Origin of the sequence: Streptomyces sp. TP-A0356, from assembly GCF_001417775.1 — a bacterium.
GTDB lineage: Bacteria > Actinomycetota > Actinomycetes > Streptomycetales > Streptomycetaceae > Streptomyces.
The window spans coordinates 152,139-167,566 of record NZ_BBZJ01000025.1 but is presented as its reverse complement, the minus strand read 5'-3'; the positions used below and the strand labels follow the sequence as shown (position 1 = coordinate 167,566).

Below are 15,428 nucleotides of genomic sequence, written 5' to 3'. Positions count from 1 at the left end.
CTCAAGGCCGCATCGCCGTGGGATGGACGGCCGGCCGGCGGGGCGCGGTCTCCAGATACGGCCGCACGCTCTTGACGAGCATCGCCATCTCATAGCCGAGGACCGCGGCATCGGCGTCGCGGCCGGCGAGGACGGCGAGGCAGGTGCCGGAGCCGGCGGTGGTGACGAACAGGAGTGTGGAGTCGAGTTCGACGACGACCTGCCGGACATCGCCGCCGTCCCCGAAGCGGACGCCCGCGCTGCGGCCGAGCGAGTAGAGGCCGGAGGCCAGGGCGGCCATGTGGTCGGCGCTGTCCGGGTCGAGGCCGTGGACGGACTTCACCAGTCCGTCGCAGGAGAGGAGGACCGCGCTGCTGGCGTGGGGGACACGCTGCAGAAGGCCGCTCATCAGCCAGTCCAGATCGGAGACATGGGAGGTCGGCGCTTCGCTCGCCATGGTGGATCGACTCCTTGGGGTACGCAGGTCTGCGGGAGCGAGTGGGGCGGGGGTGGTCATCCGGGGGCGGTCATCCGTCCGGCGCACTCCCGTCCTGACGGGCGGTCAGGTCGTGGTCTGCCGCGTACGGGGCGCGTGCCCCCGCTATGCGCGCCGGGTCCATGGGCGGTACGCCGAGGGAGGGCGCCGATGCGTCACCGGTGGGCGCCGTGTCGGGGAGCGGGGCGGCGAGGGGCAGGTCCGGGCAGGGCGTGACGGCCCCCGGGTGGGGAACTCCTTCGGAGTGGCCGGACCCCGACCGCTGCCGCGTCTCCTGCTGCGTCTCGTGCTGCATCTGCTGCTGTGTCTCGGCGAGACGGATTCCCCGCTGGAACGCGGCCATCAGGCCCGGGTCATGGCCGACGTGCTGGTCGGTGTCCCGGCGGACGGACGGGGTGCGGCCGCCGCGGAGCTGGGGTGCGATGTGCTCCTGGGCGCGACGGCGGGGCAGTTGGGGCTTGCCCATCGTGCCGCGCACGGGACCGCCCAGCGGTGCCGGTGCCCTGCCCGCGTTGTCGGTGACGGGGGGCCGGTCACCGGGGCGGACACCGGGCAGGGCCTGGGCCGGGTTGGGCCGTGGGGTGTCGGCGTCGCGCACGGGCAGCGGGGACCGGACGTGGTCGGCCGGGATCCGGTCGCGCTGCGGCAGGCCCGGCCCGGGAGGCACGGGGTGCCCGGACGCGGCGGGTGACGCGTCGCGGGGCCGGGTGGCCCCCGGCATCCGGGCCTGGGCGTGGGTGCCGCCAAGGGCCGCTCCCGGCAAGCCGGCTGTGCCGGACGTGCCAAGCGGCCCGCTGCTCCCGTCCGTCCCCTGCGGCACCACCGGCGTCATGGTGTCGGCCGTGCCGGGCGCCGGCCCGAGGAGCCCCCGCGGCACCACGAGCACCGCCTGGACACCGCCGTAGATGTTGGTCCCCAGCCGAACGGGGATGCCGTGCCGACGGGCGAGCTGGGAGACCACGAACAGGCCGATGCGGCCGTCCGCCAACAGACCGGCGACGTTGACCTGGTCCGGGTCGTCGAGCAGTGCGTTCACCTTGTTCTGCTCGGTGGGAGGCATGCCGAGTCCGCGGTCCTCGACCTCGACGGCGAGCCCCGAGGTGACGAGGCACGCGCGCACCAGTACCGGGGTGTGCGGCGCCGAGAACACCGTGGCGTTCTCGACGAGTTCGGCCAGCAGGTGGATGACGTCGGCGACGGCGTGCCCACGCAGGGTGCCGTCGATCGGCAGCACGAGCCTGACCCGCGCGTACTGCTCGACCTCGGCGATCGCGGAGCGCAGCACCTCGGTCATGGGCACCGGGTTGCTCCACTGGCGGCGTGAGACGGCGCCGCCCAGCACGGCGAGGTTCTCCGCATGGCGCCGGATGCGGGTGGCGAGGTGGTCGACGTGGAAGAGGCCCTTGAGCAGGTCGGGGTCCTCGATCTCGTTCTCCAGCTCGTCGAGGATGGAGATCTCCCGATGCACGAGCGACTGAAGGCGCCGGGCGAGGTCGACGAACACCTCCAGCTTCTGCTCGCTGTCGGCGTGGCCGGAGAGCTGCGCGGCCTGGACGACCGCAGCGACGGCGCCGTCCTGGGCACGCGACAGCTCGGCGGCGAGCAGCTCGAAGTCGTCGGCGTCCGCGGCGGGTCTGCCGCGCGGTCTGCGCGCGGGCGGCTCCTCGCCGCGACGCAACGACGCCACGAGGTCGCGCAGGTCGGCCTCGCCGCGGGCGCTGATGTGGCGCAGCGCGTCGAGCCGTTCGCTCACGGATCGGGCGGCGCGCTCGGCGGCCACGGCGGCCATCACGATGCCGACGAGGGTCACTCCCAGGGCGCCCGCGAGCACGGCCCAGAGCACGAGGCTGGGGCGGGCGCCGGTGGAGCGGACGGTGAAGAGCACGGCGGCGCAGGCGCCGAGGGCGACCGCGAGGGGCGGCAGGACCGCCAGGCGCAGCAGCTGGGGCCGTAGGGAGGTCTCGGGCGGTGAGGGGAGGGGGCGGGCGACCGGTCTCCCGTGCCGTCCGCCCTCACGGCGGTCAGCGCGGGCGGCCGGTGCGCGAAGGTGAGACATCGGTGTCCTCGTACTGGGGGCGTCAGGGGCGTGGGGGCTCCCGCGGGTCTGCGACGCGACTCGGGCATGCGCCATCGCGGCGCCGGGCACGAGAACCGAAGAATTCGGCTCTGCGTCACTCGACCGCCACTCAGAGTAGTCGCCATTGAGGCAGGTGCGGTGGGCTGTTGACGAAGTCCTACGGAGAGCTTCCCGCCCTGGTGTGACGCCTCGTACGACAGACCGATAACCGTCCCAGGAATACGTTCCCGACCGCCATCCAACCGGTCGGAGCTGGTCAGAAGCGGTCGCGAGCGGAGGGCGAGGGCCGGGGAGTACTCCCCTCCTCGGGCCTCGCCGCCGCCGGGACATCAACCGCGGATCGGCCGGCGGGGACCATCTGCGGCCCCCCGGGCCCGCGGCACCCCCTCCGGAAGGGTCACCCGCAGTGTCGACGGCGACGCCTCGGTGCGCGGCGGGCCGTTCGAGATCGCCGAGCGTGAGGTGCCCGAGCCGGGCCCCGGCCATGTACGGATTGCACGGCGCAGGATGTGCAGGACATCATGGCGTTCGGCGCCCTGCACGGGATCCGCCCGATGGTCGAGACCATGCCGCTGGACCGTGCCGCCGAGGCCTGTCAGAGGATGCTCTCGGGCGCCGCCCGCTTCCGGATGGTGCTCACCATGCGCTGACTGACCCGCCCTCGAACGGTCCCCCGGGCGGGCGGGCCCCCGACGACCTCAGCCGCTGCGGCACCACCGGCGCCCGGCGCGGCATCAGCGCTCGCCCGCGAGGTCCAGATCGCGCCGGGCGGGCGGTACGCTCTCCGGTCGCGCCTCCGGGCGGCGCCACGGGTGTGCGATGGGCGCGGACACCGCTCGCCACCAGGGATCCACGGGGATCTCCCCGGAAGGTTCGAAAGGCTCCCCGGGCCGGGGAAGCGCCACCGCCTGGCCGGCCTCCTCGGCGGCGTCCTTCGTCCACTCACCGGGCTCCGCCCAGGGATGCGGGGCAAGGTTGAAGGTGGCCCAGTGGATCGGCAGCAGCACGCCGTGCGGCTGCCCGCCCTGCAGGTCGAGGTGGGCACGCGTGCCTTCCTCGGGAGTCATGTGGATGTCCGGCCAGAACTCCGAGTAGGCACCGATCTGGATCATCGTGGCATCGAAGGGGCCGTGTTCCGCGCCGATGCCCTTGAAGCCCTCGAAGTAGCCGGTGTCGCCGCTGTGGTAGATCCGGTGCTCGTCGCCGGCCACGGACCACGACGCCCACAGCGTGTGCTGTCCGTTGCGCAGGCCGCGGCCGCAGAAGTGGCGGGCGGGTGTCGCGGTCAGGGTGATGCCGCCGACCTTCGTGGACTCGTGCCAGTCCAGCTCGCGCAGCCGGTCCGAGGGGACACCCCAGTGTTCCAGGTGGGCGCCGACTCCGAGCGGTATCGCGAACACGGTGTCCGTGCCGGCCAGGGCCTTGATGGTGGGCAGGTCGAGGTGGTCGTAGTGGTCGTGGGAGATCACCACGACGTCGACCGGGCCGAGCGCGGCCGCCGGCAGGGGCACCGGGTGCAGCCGCTTGGGGCCGACGAAGTCGAAGGGGGAGCAGCGCTCGCCCCACACCGGATCGAACAGCACCCGGTGTCCGTCGATCTCGGCGAGCACGCTGGAGTGCCCCATCCAGGTCAGCCGCAGCCCGCTCACCGGAGGCTTGGCCAGGTCGGCGTACGTCGTCGGGTGCACCGGCACCGTGCCGGCCGGGGCGCGGCGGACCCGGGCCTCCTTACGGAAGAAGACCTTCGCCAGCTCCAGCGCGGACCCGCCCGACGGGCGGGTCCTGGTGCCCTCGGGGTTCACGAAGGCACCGTCCGCGAAGTGCGGCGATCTGCGGATGCGCGCCAAGCGCTCGCCACTCGGGTCCGCGCCGAAGGCGGCGGGCTGCAGCGCGCGGAGCCCGGAGCGCAGGGAACGGAAACCGGTCACGGGACCTCCAGTGAATGGTGCGGGCCTCCCATTATGGTCGGCCCTCCGACAGCGCCGGGTCGGCTGTGTCACAGCGCGATGTCCCGGCACACGGCGCGATGCGGGGCCCGGATGTCACATCCCCCGGGGCGCCGGTCCGTCGTACCGGTCGAGGGCGCCCGCTCGGAGCGCCCGCACCGGTTCGACGACCGGAGGTGCCGCCTGGCCCGTGTCTGGTCAACGCCGATGGGCTCGATGTCGAGTCGCTGCTCGCCGCGCGTGACGTGTACGGGACGGTGGACCGCTCCGCGCGGCGCCCCGCCGACCGCGAACTGCCGGGCGCTGCCCGGCTGTCGGCCGAGGCCGAGGTGCTGGTGCCGGCGGCGGTCTCGTACGCCGTCGACACCGGCAACCAGGGGCGGATCGGCGCTCGATGGATCGTCGAGGCGGCCGACATGCCCGCGCGGCCCGCGGCGGAGGAACTCCTCGCCGCTCGCGGGGTGACCGTGCTGCCGGACGTGGTGGTCAACTCCGGGACGAAGGCCTGGTGGTGGACGCTGTTCGGCGACGTACGAGCGGACGCGGAGGAGGCGCTCACGCACACGCGGCGCGCGATGCGGGCCCTGGTCGGCCGCGTGCTGGACCGGGCGGAGGCCGACGGTAGGAGTGCGCGGGCCGCCGCGCACGCGCTCGTGGCCGACGGACTGCCCGCGATCGCGGAGCGGTACGGCTGGTACCGGTGACGTAGGGTTGCCGCGTGACGAGGGTGCGGTTGAGCGTGGCCCAGCGACGTGAGGAACTGCTGCGGGCCGCCGTCGGGCAGATCGAGGCGCGGGGCGTGGCGGCGGTGCGGATCGCCGACGTGGCGTCGGCACTCGGGGTGAGCAACGCGCTGGTGCTGTACCACTTCTCGACCAAGGAGAAGCTGGTCGCGGAGGCGTTCGCCTACGCCGCCGAGGACGATCTGGCGCATCTGCGCAAGCTGCTCGGCCGTCGTACGTCGGCGCTGCGCCGGCTGCGGGCCGCGGTGCGCTGGTACGCGCCGACCGGGCAGGCCAAGGGCTGGCGGCTGTGGATCGAGGGCTGGGCGTCGGCGCTGCGCGAGCCCGCGCTGCGGGAGGTCACCCGGGACCTCGACCGGCAGTGGAAGGCCGCGATCACCGAGGTCGTCGCGGAGGGAGTGGCCGCGGGCGAGTTCCGCTGCCCCGACCCCGCGGGGACCGCGCTGCGGCTGACCGCGCTGCTCGACGGACTCGCCGTACAGATGACGGCGTACGAGGGCACGGTGTCACGGGCGCGTGCGCAGGAATGGGTCGACGAGACACTCGCGCGCGAACTCGGCCTGGAACGCGAGGCGTTGACCACGACGAGGGGCTGACCGCCCACGCGCCCGGACACCGGGGGCCCGGGCGCACCGCCCGGGCCGCACTCGATGGGCCGGTCTCCACGGGCGGACCGGTCAGACCGCCTGGGTGATCCGCATCTTGATGTCGTCCGGTGACAGGGTGCCCTTCGCCACGACACGGTCGCCGGAGGACTCGCCGCGCAACCGGCGCCCGATCCACGGGACCAGGTGCTCGCGGGCCCAGTGGATGTCATCGCGCCGCACTTCGAGCGTGCCGCGCGGCGGCAGCGGCGGCCATGGCTGGTCCGGATCGGCCGGCACCTCGATGCCGAGCACCTGGCCGGCCCGCAGAGCCACCCGGGTGTGCCCCTCGGGCGAGAGGTGGAGACGGTCGTCGTCCCAGGCGCGCCGGTCCTGGATGGTCTTCAGCGACCACAGGTCCAGGACCGGGCAGCCGTGCCGGTCGGCGATCGCCCGGACGTGCCCGTTGTAGGTGGCGATCTTGCCGCGCAGATGCCTGAGCACGGGTACGCCACGGGTGTCGAAGCCGGTGGTCACCATGACGGTGCCGACAGCGGAGGTGAGGTCGGCGACGGCGCGCTCGAAGCGCTCGGCGACCTCGTCGGGGTCGGTGCCGGGCCGGATGATGTCGTTGCCGCCCGCGGAGAACGAGACCAGGTCCGGGCCGAGTTCGATGGCCTTGGGGACCTGGTCCGCGACGATCTGGTCGAGCAGTCTGCCGCGCACGGCGAGGTTCGTGTAGTTGAAGTCGCCCTCGGGACGCCGGTCGGCGAGGAGCACCGCGAACCGGTCGGCCCAGCCGACGAACCGCCCATCGGGGCCGGGGTCGCCGACGCCCTCGGTGAAGCTGTCCCCCACCGCCACGTACGACCCGATCACTGATCTGCTGTCATTCTTCGAATCGTGTGCCACATCGGCCCATGATTCCCCTTGGGATGTGAGCTACGCGACCGTAGGAAGGGGTTGACGGGCGGTGAGATAGACCACTCGCCGAATCTGGGGTGTTCTGGAATATCCCTCCGAACAGGGGTGTTGGGAGCCGCCGGACCCGGAACCCGGCCATCCCGGAAGTCCGGTCCCCGGCCTTCACCGTTGCAGGTCCGGGCGCCCGCCGCTGCGGTCGGAGCTCTCAGACACGTCGTAGCCGGATGACCGTCGCGTCGAAGTCACCGCGCAGCCCGGTCCGCAGCCCGTGATGCAACAGCAGCGCACCCCGGTGCACTTCGCCTGTTTCACGCCATTCATACGTCGCCGCCGGGTCGAGGCCGCGCAACCGCAGCGGAGCGACCGGCTCTCCGTGGTGCTGCGCCTGGAGCCAGGCGAGGACGACCGTCTCGTCGCCGAGGACGTACTGGACCGCGCTCAGTCCGCCCGTGGGGGGCCGCAGCCGGTACAGATCGCCGCGCTGGACGACGGGGCGGATCTCCTTGTAGAGACCGACCCAGTCCCGGGCCTCGGCCAGCTCCCCCTCGGTCCACTCCGCGAGGTCGCCGCCGACGCCGAGCACCCCGGCCATGGCGCTCACGAACCGGAACCGCAGCGAGCTGGCCCGCCCGTTGAGTTGGGTGTTCGGGCTGTCGGTCACCCAGGCGGCCATGACCCGGGCCGGATGGATCTGGCTGAAGCCGTGCTGGATGGCGAGCCGGTCGAGCGGATCGGTGTTGTCGGACGTCCACACCTGGTCCGTACGGCTCATGACGCCGAGGTCGATCCGGCCGCCGCCGCCCGAGCAGGACTCGAAGGCGACATCGGGGTGCGCGGCCCGCAGGCGGTCCAACAGGGTGTACAGCGCGCGGACATGGTCGACCCACATCCTCTGCGGATAGGGCTCGCCGGGCCAGCCGGCGTCGGTGAAGCAGCGGTTGAAGTCCCACTTCACATAGTCGATCGGGGCACTGGAGAGCAGTGCGTCGAGCTGCTCCCAGAGGTACTCCTGGACGTCCTCGCGCGCGAGGTTGAGCACGAGCTGATTGCGGAACTCCGTCCGCCTCCGCCCTGACTGGTACTGCACCCAGTCGGGGTGCGCGCGATACAGGTCGCTGTCCGGATTGACCATCTCGGGCTCCACCCAGATGCCGAACCGCATCCCGAGTGAGTGGACGTAGTCGGCGAGCGGCTTGAGGCCCGAGGGGAACCGGTCGGGGTTGGGCCGCCAGTCGCCGAGGCCGGCCCGGTCGCTCGTCCGAGCGCCGAACCAGCCGTCGTCGACCACGAACAGCTCGACACCGATCGCCGCCGCCCGCCGCGCGAGCGCCGCCTGCTGTTCCTCCGAGATGTCGAACTCGGTGGCCTCCCACGAGTTGTACAGCACGGGCCGGTCCCGGTCCGCGTCCGGGATGACGTACGCCCGCTGGTAGGCGTGCCAGGCGCGGCTCGCACCGCCGAAACCGCCGTCGCTCCACAGCCCGGCGAAGACGGGGCTGGTGAAGGTCTCCCCCGCCGCCAGGCGCAGCAGGCCGGAGTCGTCGTATCCGGCCCCACCGGTGATCTGGACGCGGGCGTCGGGGAGCTGTGCCACCGCGATCCGCCAGGAGCCCGACCAGGCGAGCGCGCAGCCGTAGACCTCGCCGCGCTCCTCCGTCGCGTCCGTGTCGAGGGCGACCCACGGCAGATGCTGGTGCCCGGTGTGGCCGCGCCGACTGCCGATGATCTTCTCCCCGTACGTCAAGGCCGACCGTACGAGCCGGGACTCGGCGGCCCAGCGGCCGTGCAGCTGCGACAGCCGCCAGCCCTCGCGCTCGGGCAGGGTCCAGGTCGCCGAGTCGGCGCGGAGGAGCTCGACGGTGGCCGGGCCCTCGTTGGCGAGGGTCACCCAGCGCTCGACGACATCGCCACGCATCCGGTAGTGGAGGGTGATCAGGAGCCCGGCGTCGGTGAACCGCAGCCGCAGGTGCTCGTCGTCGGCGTCATCGGTGTCGTCGGTGTCGTCGGTGTCGTCGGTGTCGTCCGTCTCGTACCCCGCGAAGGCCCATTCGGTGCCGCGGCGCTCCTCGGTGCGCACGGACAGGGCGGGGCGTACGAAGCGGGGGCCGCCCTCGACCGGGTACTCCTCATGGCCGTCGAGCGGGGACTCGAAGGGCCGGTACCGGGGTGCCGGCAGGGCGGCGAGGGCCTCGGCGTCGGCGAGGTCGATGCGCGGGCCCCAGTGCAGATGCAGCAGCTCGCCGCCCTCGGTGACACGCAGGGCGTAACTGCTCGTGGGCCCCGACAGCAGCCAGGTACGTCCGTCCTCGCCGATCTCCAACATCAAGCCCCCACGGATCCGAACAGGTGCGATCAGGCACCAACATCATCGGGGGTGGGGTGCCTCGGGGGCAACGTCTTCCCCCCCAGGTTCAGCGCTGCGTGCGGTCTTCGATGATTGCCTGATGAACCGATGTCGTATCGTCAATGCCCGGCCCGTCGGCGAGCAGCGCCGGCGGACGGATGGGAGGAGCCCTCGTGACGCAGCAGGTCCCGTCGATAGAGCCCGAGCTGACCGGCGTGCGCAACTTCCGTGACGTGGGCGGGCTGCCGACCGTGGACGGACGGCGGGTGCGGCACGGAGTGCTCTTCCGCAGCGGTCATCTCGCGCACGCGACGGAGGGGGACGCGGCGTTCCTCGCCTCCCTCGGCCTGCACACGATCTTCGACTTCCGCAACGCGGCGGACAAGAAGCTGGAGGGTCCGGACGTCGAGCTGCCGGGCGTGCGCAACGTCAACCTGCCGCTGACCGACCCGGCCGACGGCGCCGAGTTCTGGAAGATGGTCCGCGACGGCGATCTCGAGCAGCTGCGCACGATCCTCGCCGACGGCAGGGCCGCCAACCGGATGATCATGTCGTACCGCTCCATCGTCAAGGAGCGCACGACCGAGCACTCCCAGGTGCTGCACGCGCTGGCCGAGGACAGCGTGCCCGCGCTGATGCACTGCGCGGCGGGCAAGGACCGCGCGGGCCTGTCGATCGCGGTGACGCTGCTGGCCCTCGGGGTGGAGCGCGAGGCGATCGTCGCGGACTACCTGGAGTCGAACGCCAAGCACCGCCGGTACAAGGTGCACCGCAACGGTTCGTCGGCGGACGCGTACTCGCCCGAGGTGATGGAGCTCCTCAGTCCCCTGTTCGAGGCGCGCGCGGAGTATCTGGCGGCGGCGATCGAGACGGTCGAGGAGACCTGGGGCGGCGTCGACGCATATCTGGAGCGGGGTCTCGGGATCACTCCGGCAGCACGGGAGCGGCTGCGCGAGCGGCTGGTGGACTGAGCCGGAACCGCTCGCGGCCTGCGGACCGTGCCGCCGCTACTTCGCGCCCAGCTCGAACAGCAGGTAGATGAAGCCGGCGAAGAGGTGGCCGACCGCGATGTAGATGATCAGGCGGACCCACAGGCCGCGGGGGAACTTCTCCTCCATCGACCTGCGCTGGGGCTGGGTGTCCGGATGTTCGGTCATGGCGTTTCTCCAGGGGTGGGTCCGAGGCAGAGCGTCGCGGTCGGGCTCTGCAGCAGGGTGTGGACGAAGAGCAGCTCGGTCCCGTTGTGATCGGCGGCCGCGAGGCGGTGCGGGGTCAGCGAGTCGAAGTGCGCGCTGTCCCCCGGCTCCAGCACCTGGGTGGTGTCACCGAGGCGCAACCGCAGCCGTCCCTTCAGCACATACAGCCATTCCTCGCCGGGGTGGACGCGCACGATGTCGCCCTGGGCGCCGTACGGCACATGGACGCGCAGGGCCTGCATCCCGCGGCCCGGCGCACCGGCCTGCCAGTACGTCCAGCCGCCCGCCCGGGTCGGCTCCATGTCGGCGGCGCGCACCACCGCGTCCCGGTCGGCGACGGTCTCGCCGAGCAGTTCGGACACCGTCGTACCGTAGATACGGGCGAGCGCGAGCAGCATCGGCAGCGAGGGCTGACGCTGCCCGGTCTCCAGCCGGGAGAGGTGCGCGGGCGAGAGCCCCGCGGCACGGGCCGCCACCTCCAGGGTGAGCGAGGCGCGCCGCCGCAGGGCTCGCAGCTGCGGTGCGACGGCGGGCAGGTTCTCGGCCGGTCCGGTCTCGGTCCCGGTCTCGGGAGAGCTCATGACTCCATTGAGCCGCAGGCTTGCCTTTGAGGCAAATTCATTGCCTCAGAGGCAAAGCTCCTGAGGCTACCGGTTCGCCACCGCCTGCTTGATCAGCGTCTTCCCGAACTCCCACACCAGCCCGCCACCGTGCGCGTCGTCCATGACCGCGGTGAAGGCATCCACGAAGCGGTCGACGTCCTGCTCACCGATGATCAGCGGCGGAATCAGCTTGATCACCTCCAGGTGGTCACCGGAGACCTGGGTGAGGATCCGATGCCGTTGCAGCAGCGGGACGACGACCATCTGCGCGAACAGACCCTTGCGGGCCGCCTGGAGCATGGTCCACCGTCCGCGCAGCTTCAGGGAGGTCGGCCGGCCGAACTCAATGCCGATCATCAGGCCCCGGCCACGTACGTCGCTGAGCATCTCGTACTTGTCGATCAGCGCCGTCAGCCGGGACTTCAGCTGCTCCCCGACGGCGCGCGCGTTCGCGACGATCTGCTCGTTCTCCATCACGGAGAGGGTGGCGAGCCCGGCCGCCATCGCCTGCGCGTTGGACCCGAAGCTCGCCGAGTGCACGAGCACCCGGTCCATGGACGAGTAGACCTTCTTGAAGATCCACTCCTTGCCCAGGGTGGCGCCGACCGGCACATAGCCGCCGGAGAGCGCCTTCGCCACGCAGACCAGATCCGGTTCCACGCCGCTCTCGTGCTGGTGGGCGTAGAAGTCCCCGGTGCGGCCGAGGCCGGTCTGCACCTCGTCCGCGATCAGCAACGCCTTGTGCCGGCGCAGCAGCTCCTGGGCGGCGTGCAGATAGCCCGGCGGGGCCTCGTGGACACCCTTGCCCTGGATCGGCTCGACGACGAGTGCCGCCACGTCTCCCTTCTTCAGCTCCCGGGCCAGGGCGTCGAGATCGCCGAGCGGGACCGCCGTGTCGGGCAGCAGGGGGGCGAAGCCGTCACGGAACCCGGACTCGCCGTTCACGGACAGCGAGCCGGTGGTCAGCCCGTGGAAGGCGTGGGTGCAGTACAGGATCCGCGGTCTGCCGGTGGCGTACCGGGCGAACTTCAGCGCGGTCTCGACCGCCTCCGTCCCACTGTTGCCGAAGAACACCCGGTCCAGATGGGGGCTGTGGGCGAGCAGCCGCTCCGCCAGCAGCCCGGGCAGCGGCTGGCAGTCGAAGCGGGTGAGATCGGCGAGCTGTGCGTCCAGGACGTCGTGCAGCGCCTTGCGGACCACGGGGTGGTGGCGGCCCAGCCCCATCACCCCGAACCCGGCGAGCATGTCCAGATAGTCGTTGCCGTCCGCGTCCCAGAAGTGGGCGCCCTCGGCCCGCTCGTAGACCTTGTCGAAGCCGATGGTGTGGAGCATGCGCGGGAGCTGGTGGTTGAGGTACCTGGAGTGCAGCTCGTAGCGCTCGGCCCCGCGCTCGGCCAGGAGCGCGCCGAGGTCGAACTCCCCGTTCCCGGAAGGACTGGTCATTCCTGCTTCTCCTTGGCGGCCTCGTCGTTCGACAGCGCGTCCCGGGCGGCCAGGCAGGCGCTGATCCGTCCCGCCACCTCGACGGGGGTGAGGCCGATGTCGGCGAGCACCTCACTCCGCTTGGCGTGCGCGAGGAACTGCTCCGGGATCCCCAACCGCCGTACGGGTACGTCGACGTCGGCATCGCCGAGCGCCAGCGCGACCGCGGAGCCGACTCCGGCGGATCGGCTGTTGTCCTCGACGACCGCGACCAGCCGGTGCTCGGCGGCCAGCCCCGGCAGCGAGGGGTCGACGGGCTTGACCCAGCGCGGGTCGACGACCGTGCAGCCGATGCCACGCGCCTCCAGCAGCTCGGCGGCCTGGAGGCAGACGGGTGCCATGACTCCGACGGCGACGAGGAGCACCTCGGGCCGGTCGGCGCGGTGCAGCACGTCCAGGCCGCCCACCCGGTCCACCGCCGGGATCACCGGGCCCACCGACTCCTTCGGGAACCGGACCAGGGTCGGCGCGTCGTCGACCGCGACCGCTTCCCGCAGCTGCGCCCGCAACTGGTCGGCGTCGCGTGGCGCGGCGATCCTGAGGCCCGGCACGACCTGCAGCACCGACATGTCCCACATGCCGTTGTGCGACGCGCCGTCGACGCCCGTGACCCCCGCCCGGTCAAGGACGAACGTGACGCCGCAGCGGTGCAGGGCCACGTCCATGAGGAGCTGGTCGAAGGCGCGGTTGAGGAAGGTCGCGTAGACGGCGACCACCGGGTGCAGTCCGCCGGTCGCGAGGCCGGCCGCGGAGACCGCCGCGTGCTGCTCCGCTATCCCGACGTCCCACACCCGGTCCGGGAACCGCTCCGCGAACCGGGTGAGGCCCACGGGGTGCAGCATGGCCGCCGTGATCGCCACGACGTCCTCGCGCTCCTCGCCGATCCGCACGATCTCGTCGCCGAAGACGGAGGTCCACGACGGACTGTCGGCCGGCACCAGGGGCTCGCAGGTGAGCGGGTCCATCACACCGACGGTGTGGAAGTGGTCCTCCTCGTGGGCGAGCGCGGGCTCGTAGCCGCGGCCCTTCTCGGTGAGGCAGTGGATCAGCACCGGGCCGTGGAAGCGCTTGGCGCGGCGCAGCGCCGACTCGACGGCCCGGATGTCGTGTCCGTCGATCGGGCCGACGTACTTCAGGCCCAGGTCCTCGAACAGACCCTGCGGCGCGAACGCGTCCTTGAAGCCCTTCTTCGCTCCGTGCAGGGCCTCGTAGAGGGTGTTGCCGATGACGGGTGTGCGCTGCAGCACCTCCTTGCCCCAGGCCAGGACCTTCTCGTAGCCGTCCGTCGTGCGCAGGGTGGCGAGGTGGTTGGCGAGGCCGCCGATGGTGGGCGCGTACGAGCGTTCGTTGTCGTTGACGACGATGATCAGTGGGCGGTCCTTGGCGGCGGCGATGTTGTTGAGCGCCTCCCACGCCATCCCGCCGGTCAGCGCGCCGTCGCCGATGACGGCGACCACATGGCCCTTCTCCCCCTGCACCTGGCGGGCCTTGGCGAGCCCGTCGGCCCAGCCGAGCGCGGTGGACGCATGGCTGTTCTCGATGACGTCGTGCTCGGACTCCTCGCGCGACGGATAGCCGGACAGGCCCCCCTTGCCGCGCAGCTTCGAGAAGTCCTGACGCCCGGTGAGCAGCTTGTGGACATAGCTCTGGTGACCGGTGTCCCACAGGATGCGGTCGACCGGTGACTCGAAGGCCCGGTGGAGTGCGATGGAGAGCTCCACCACCCCCAGATTGGGCCCCAGATGACCGCCGGTCCTGGCGACCGCGTGGACCAGGAACTCCCTGATCTCCTCGGCCAGTTGACGTAGCTGCACCTGGGACAGCGCCTTGAGGTCGCGCGGTCCCCGGATGTTCTCCAGAATGGTCACGTCGGGTGCCCCCTGTCGGTCCGTGCTGTTCAGCTCACGGTGACGGCCGGTTCTCCGGACCCGACGCCGTCCCTCTCCATCTGCTCGGCGATCTTCATCGCCTCCTCGATGAGGGTCTCCACGATCTTCGACTCGGGCACGGTCTTGATGACCTCGCCCCTGACGAAGATCTGCCCCTTGCCGTTGCCGGAGGCGACCCCCAGGTCCGCCTCCCGCGCCTCCCCCGGACCGTTGACCACGCAGCCCATGACGGCGACCCGCAGGGGCACCTCCATGCCGGAGAGACCGGCCGTGACCTCGTCGGCCAGCCTGTAGACGTCGACCTGGGCGCGCCCGCACGACGGGCACGAGACGATCTCCAGGCGCCGCTGCCGAAGGCCCAGGGACTCCAGGATCTGGATGCCGACCTTGACCTCCTCGACGGGGGGCGCGGAGAGCGACACACGGATCGTGTCACCGATGCCCTCCGACAGCAGCGCGCCGAAGGCCACGGCCGACTTGATCGTGCCCTGGAAGGCGGGTCCGGCCTCCGTGACGCCCAGGTGCAGCGGATAGTCGCACTTCTCGGCCAGCTGGCGGTAGGCGTTGACCATCACGACCGGGTCGTTGTGCTTGACCGAGATCTTGATGTCCCGGAAGTCGTGCTCCTCGAACAGCGACGCCTCCCACAGCGCCGACTCCACGAGCGCCTCGGGCGTCGCCCGGCCGTACTTCTTCAGGAGCCGTCCGTCCAGCGAGCCGGCGTTCACCCCGATCCGGATCGGGGTGCCGTGGTCCTTGGCGGCCCGCGCGATCTCCTTGACCTTGTCGTCGAACTGCTTGATGTTGCCGGGATTCACCCGGACGGCCGCACACCCCGCCTCGATCGCCGCGAAGACGTACTTGGGCTGGAAGTGGATGTCCGCGATCACGGGGATCTGCGACTTGCGCGCGATCGTGGCGAGGGCGTCCGCGTCGTCCTGCGTGGGGCAGGCGACGCGGACGATCTGGCAGCCGGCCGCGGTGAGTTCGGCGATCTGCTGCAAGGTGGCGCCGATGTCCGACGTACGGGTCGTCGTCATCGACTGCACCGACACCGGGGCCCCGCCCCCGACCGCCACCGGCCCGACGTGGATCTGCCGCGCGACGCGCCGCGCGGCGATCGGCCGGACCGGTACCTCGGGGACGCCCAAGGGAACGGCGGTCAT

General features: G+C 71.8%; 12 protein-coding genes and 2 pseudogenes. 4 read left to right on the top strand and 10 right to left on the bottom strand.

The window, feature by feature from the left end; all coding sequences use genetic code 11:
• Position 1 precedes the first annotated feature (1 nt).
• Entirely contained in the window at positions 2 to 436 is a 435-nt protein-coding gene (locus tag ASC56_RS27085; protein WP_055494178.1) for a roadblock/LC7 domain-containing protein, read from the bottom strand.
• A 70-nt stretch (positions 437 to 506) separates the two neighbouring features.
• Complete coding sequence (locus tag ASC56_RS27080; RefSeq protein ID WP_055494177.1) at positions 507 to 2,531, bottom strand: ATP-binding protein; 2,025 nt, start codon at positions 2,529 to 2,531, stop codon at positions 507 to 509.
• 518 nt (positions 2,532 to 3,049) lie between these two features.
• On the opposite strand from ASC56_RS27080, the pseudogene ASC56_RS39990 reads away from it, so the two are divergent.
• A pseudogene (locus ASC56_RS39990) lies at positions 3,050 to 3,202 on the top strand (alcohol dehydrogenase); the annotation flags it as partial.
• A gap of 84 nt (positions 3,203 to 3,286) precedes the next feature.
• Here the strand turns inward: ASC56_RS39990 and ASC56_RS27075 are convergent.
• Positions 3,287 to 4,480, bottom strand: a complete 1,194-nt coding sequence (locus ASC56_RS27075; protein ID WP_055494176.1) for an MBL fold metallo-hydrolase — start codon at positions 4,478 to 4,480, stop codon at positions 3,287 to 3,289.
• A gap of 212 nt (positions 4,481 to 4,692) precedes the next feature.
• Between ASC56_RS27075 and ASC56_RS27070 the strand changes: the two are divergent.
• Positions 4,693 to 5,202, top strand: a pseudogene (locus ASC56_RS27070) (glutamate dehydrogenase); the annotation flags it as partial.
• A 14-nt stretch (positions 5,203 to 5,216) separates the two neighbouring features.
• A complete protein-coding gene (locus ASC56_RS27065) occupies positions 5,217 to 5,837 on the top strand; it encodes a TetR/AcrR family transcriptional regulator (RefSeq protein WP_199836077.1) in 621 nt (206 codons plus the stop codon).
• Positions 5,838 to 5,918: 81 nt separating this feature from the next.
• Here ASC56_RS27065 and ASC56_RS27060 read toward each other — a convergent pair whose 3' ends face one another.
• Positions 5,919 to 6,704, bottom strand: coding sequence for an SGNH/GDSL hydrolase family protein (locus ASC56_RS27060; protein WP_055494174.1), 786 nt, complete (start codon positions 6,702 to 6,704; stop codon positions 5,919 to 5,921).
• Between the two features lie 250 nt (positions 6,705 to 6,954).
• Positions 6,955 to 9,072 (bottom strand): alpha-galactosidase, encoded by a 2,118-nt coding sequence (locus ASC56_RS27055; RefSeq protein ID WP_055494173.1) that lies wholly within the window; start codon positions 9,070 to 9,072, stop codon positions 6,955 to 6,957.
• Between the two features lie 194 nt (positions 9,073 to 9,266).
• Here ASC56_RS27055 and ASC56_RS27050 point away from each other — a divergent pair, with 194 nt between their 5' ends.
• Positions 9,267 to 10,064, top strand: a complete 798-nt coding sequence (locus tag ASC56_RS27050; protein ID WP_055494172.1) for a tyrosine-protein phosphatase — start codon at positions 9,267 to 9,269, stop codon at positions 10,062 to 10,064.
• Between the two features lie 36 nt (positions 10,065 to 10,100).
• Here the strand turns inward: ASC56_RS27050 and ASC56_RS27045 are convergent, their stop codons facing one another.
• From ASC56_RS27045 to ispG, 5 genes are all read right to left on the bottom strand, one after another.
• Positions 10,101 to 10,211, bottom strand: a complete 111-nt coding sequence (locus ASC56_RS27045) for a DUF6126 family protein (RefSeq protein ID WP_055494273.1) — start codon at positions 10,209 to 10,211, stop codon at positions 10,101 to 10,103.
• A gap of 35 nt (positions 10,212 to 10,246) precedes the next feature.
• Positions 10,247 to 10,870 (bottom strand): helix-turn-helix domain-containing protein, encoded by a 624-nt coding sequence (locus ASC56_RS27040; protein WP_055494171.1) that lies wholly within the window; start codon positions 10,868 to 10,870, stop codon positions 10,247 to 10,249.
• A gap of 66 nt (positions 10,871 to 10,936) precedes the next feature.
• Positions 10,937 to 12,334: an aspartate aminotransferase family protein gene (locus tag ASC56_RS27035; protein ID WP_055494170.1), complete on the bottom strand. Its 1,398-nt coding sequence runs from the start codon at positions 12,332 to 12,334 to the stop codon at positions 10,937 to 10,939.
• A complete protein-coding gene (dxs, locus tag ASC56_RS27030; RefSeq protein ID WP_055494169.1) occupies positions 12,331 to 14,241 on the bottom strand; it encodes a 1-deoxy-D-xylulose-5-phosphate synthase in 1,911 nt (636 codons plus the stop codon). The genes ASC56_RS27035 and dxs overlap by 4 nt, the downstream gene beginning before the upstream one ends.
• Positions 14,242 to 14,270: 29 nt before the next feature.
• Positions 14,271 to 15,428, bottom strand: a complete 1,158-nt coding sequence (ispG, locus tag ASC56_RS27025; protein WP_055494168.1) for a flavodoxin-dependent (E)-4-hydroxy-3-methylbut-2-enyl-diphosphate synthase — start codon at positions 15,426 to 15,428, stop codon at positions 14,271 to 14,273.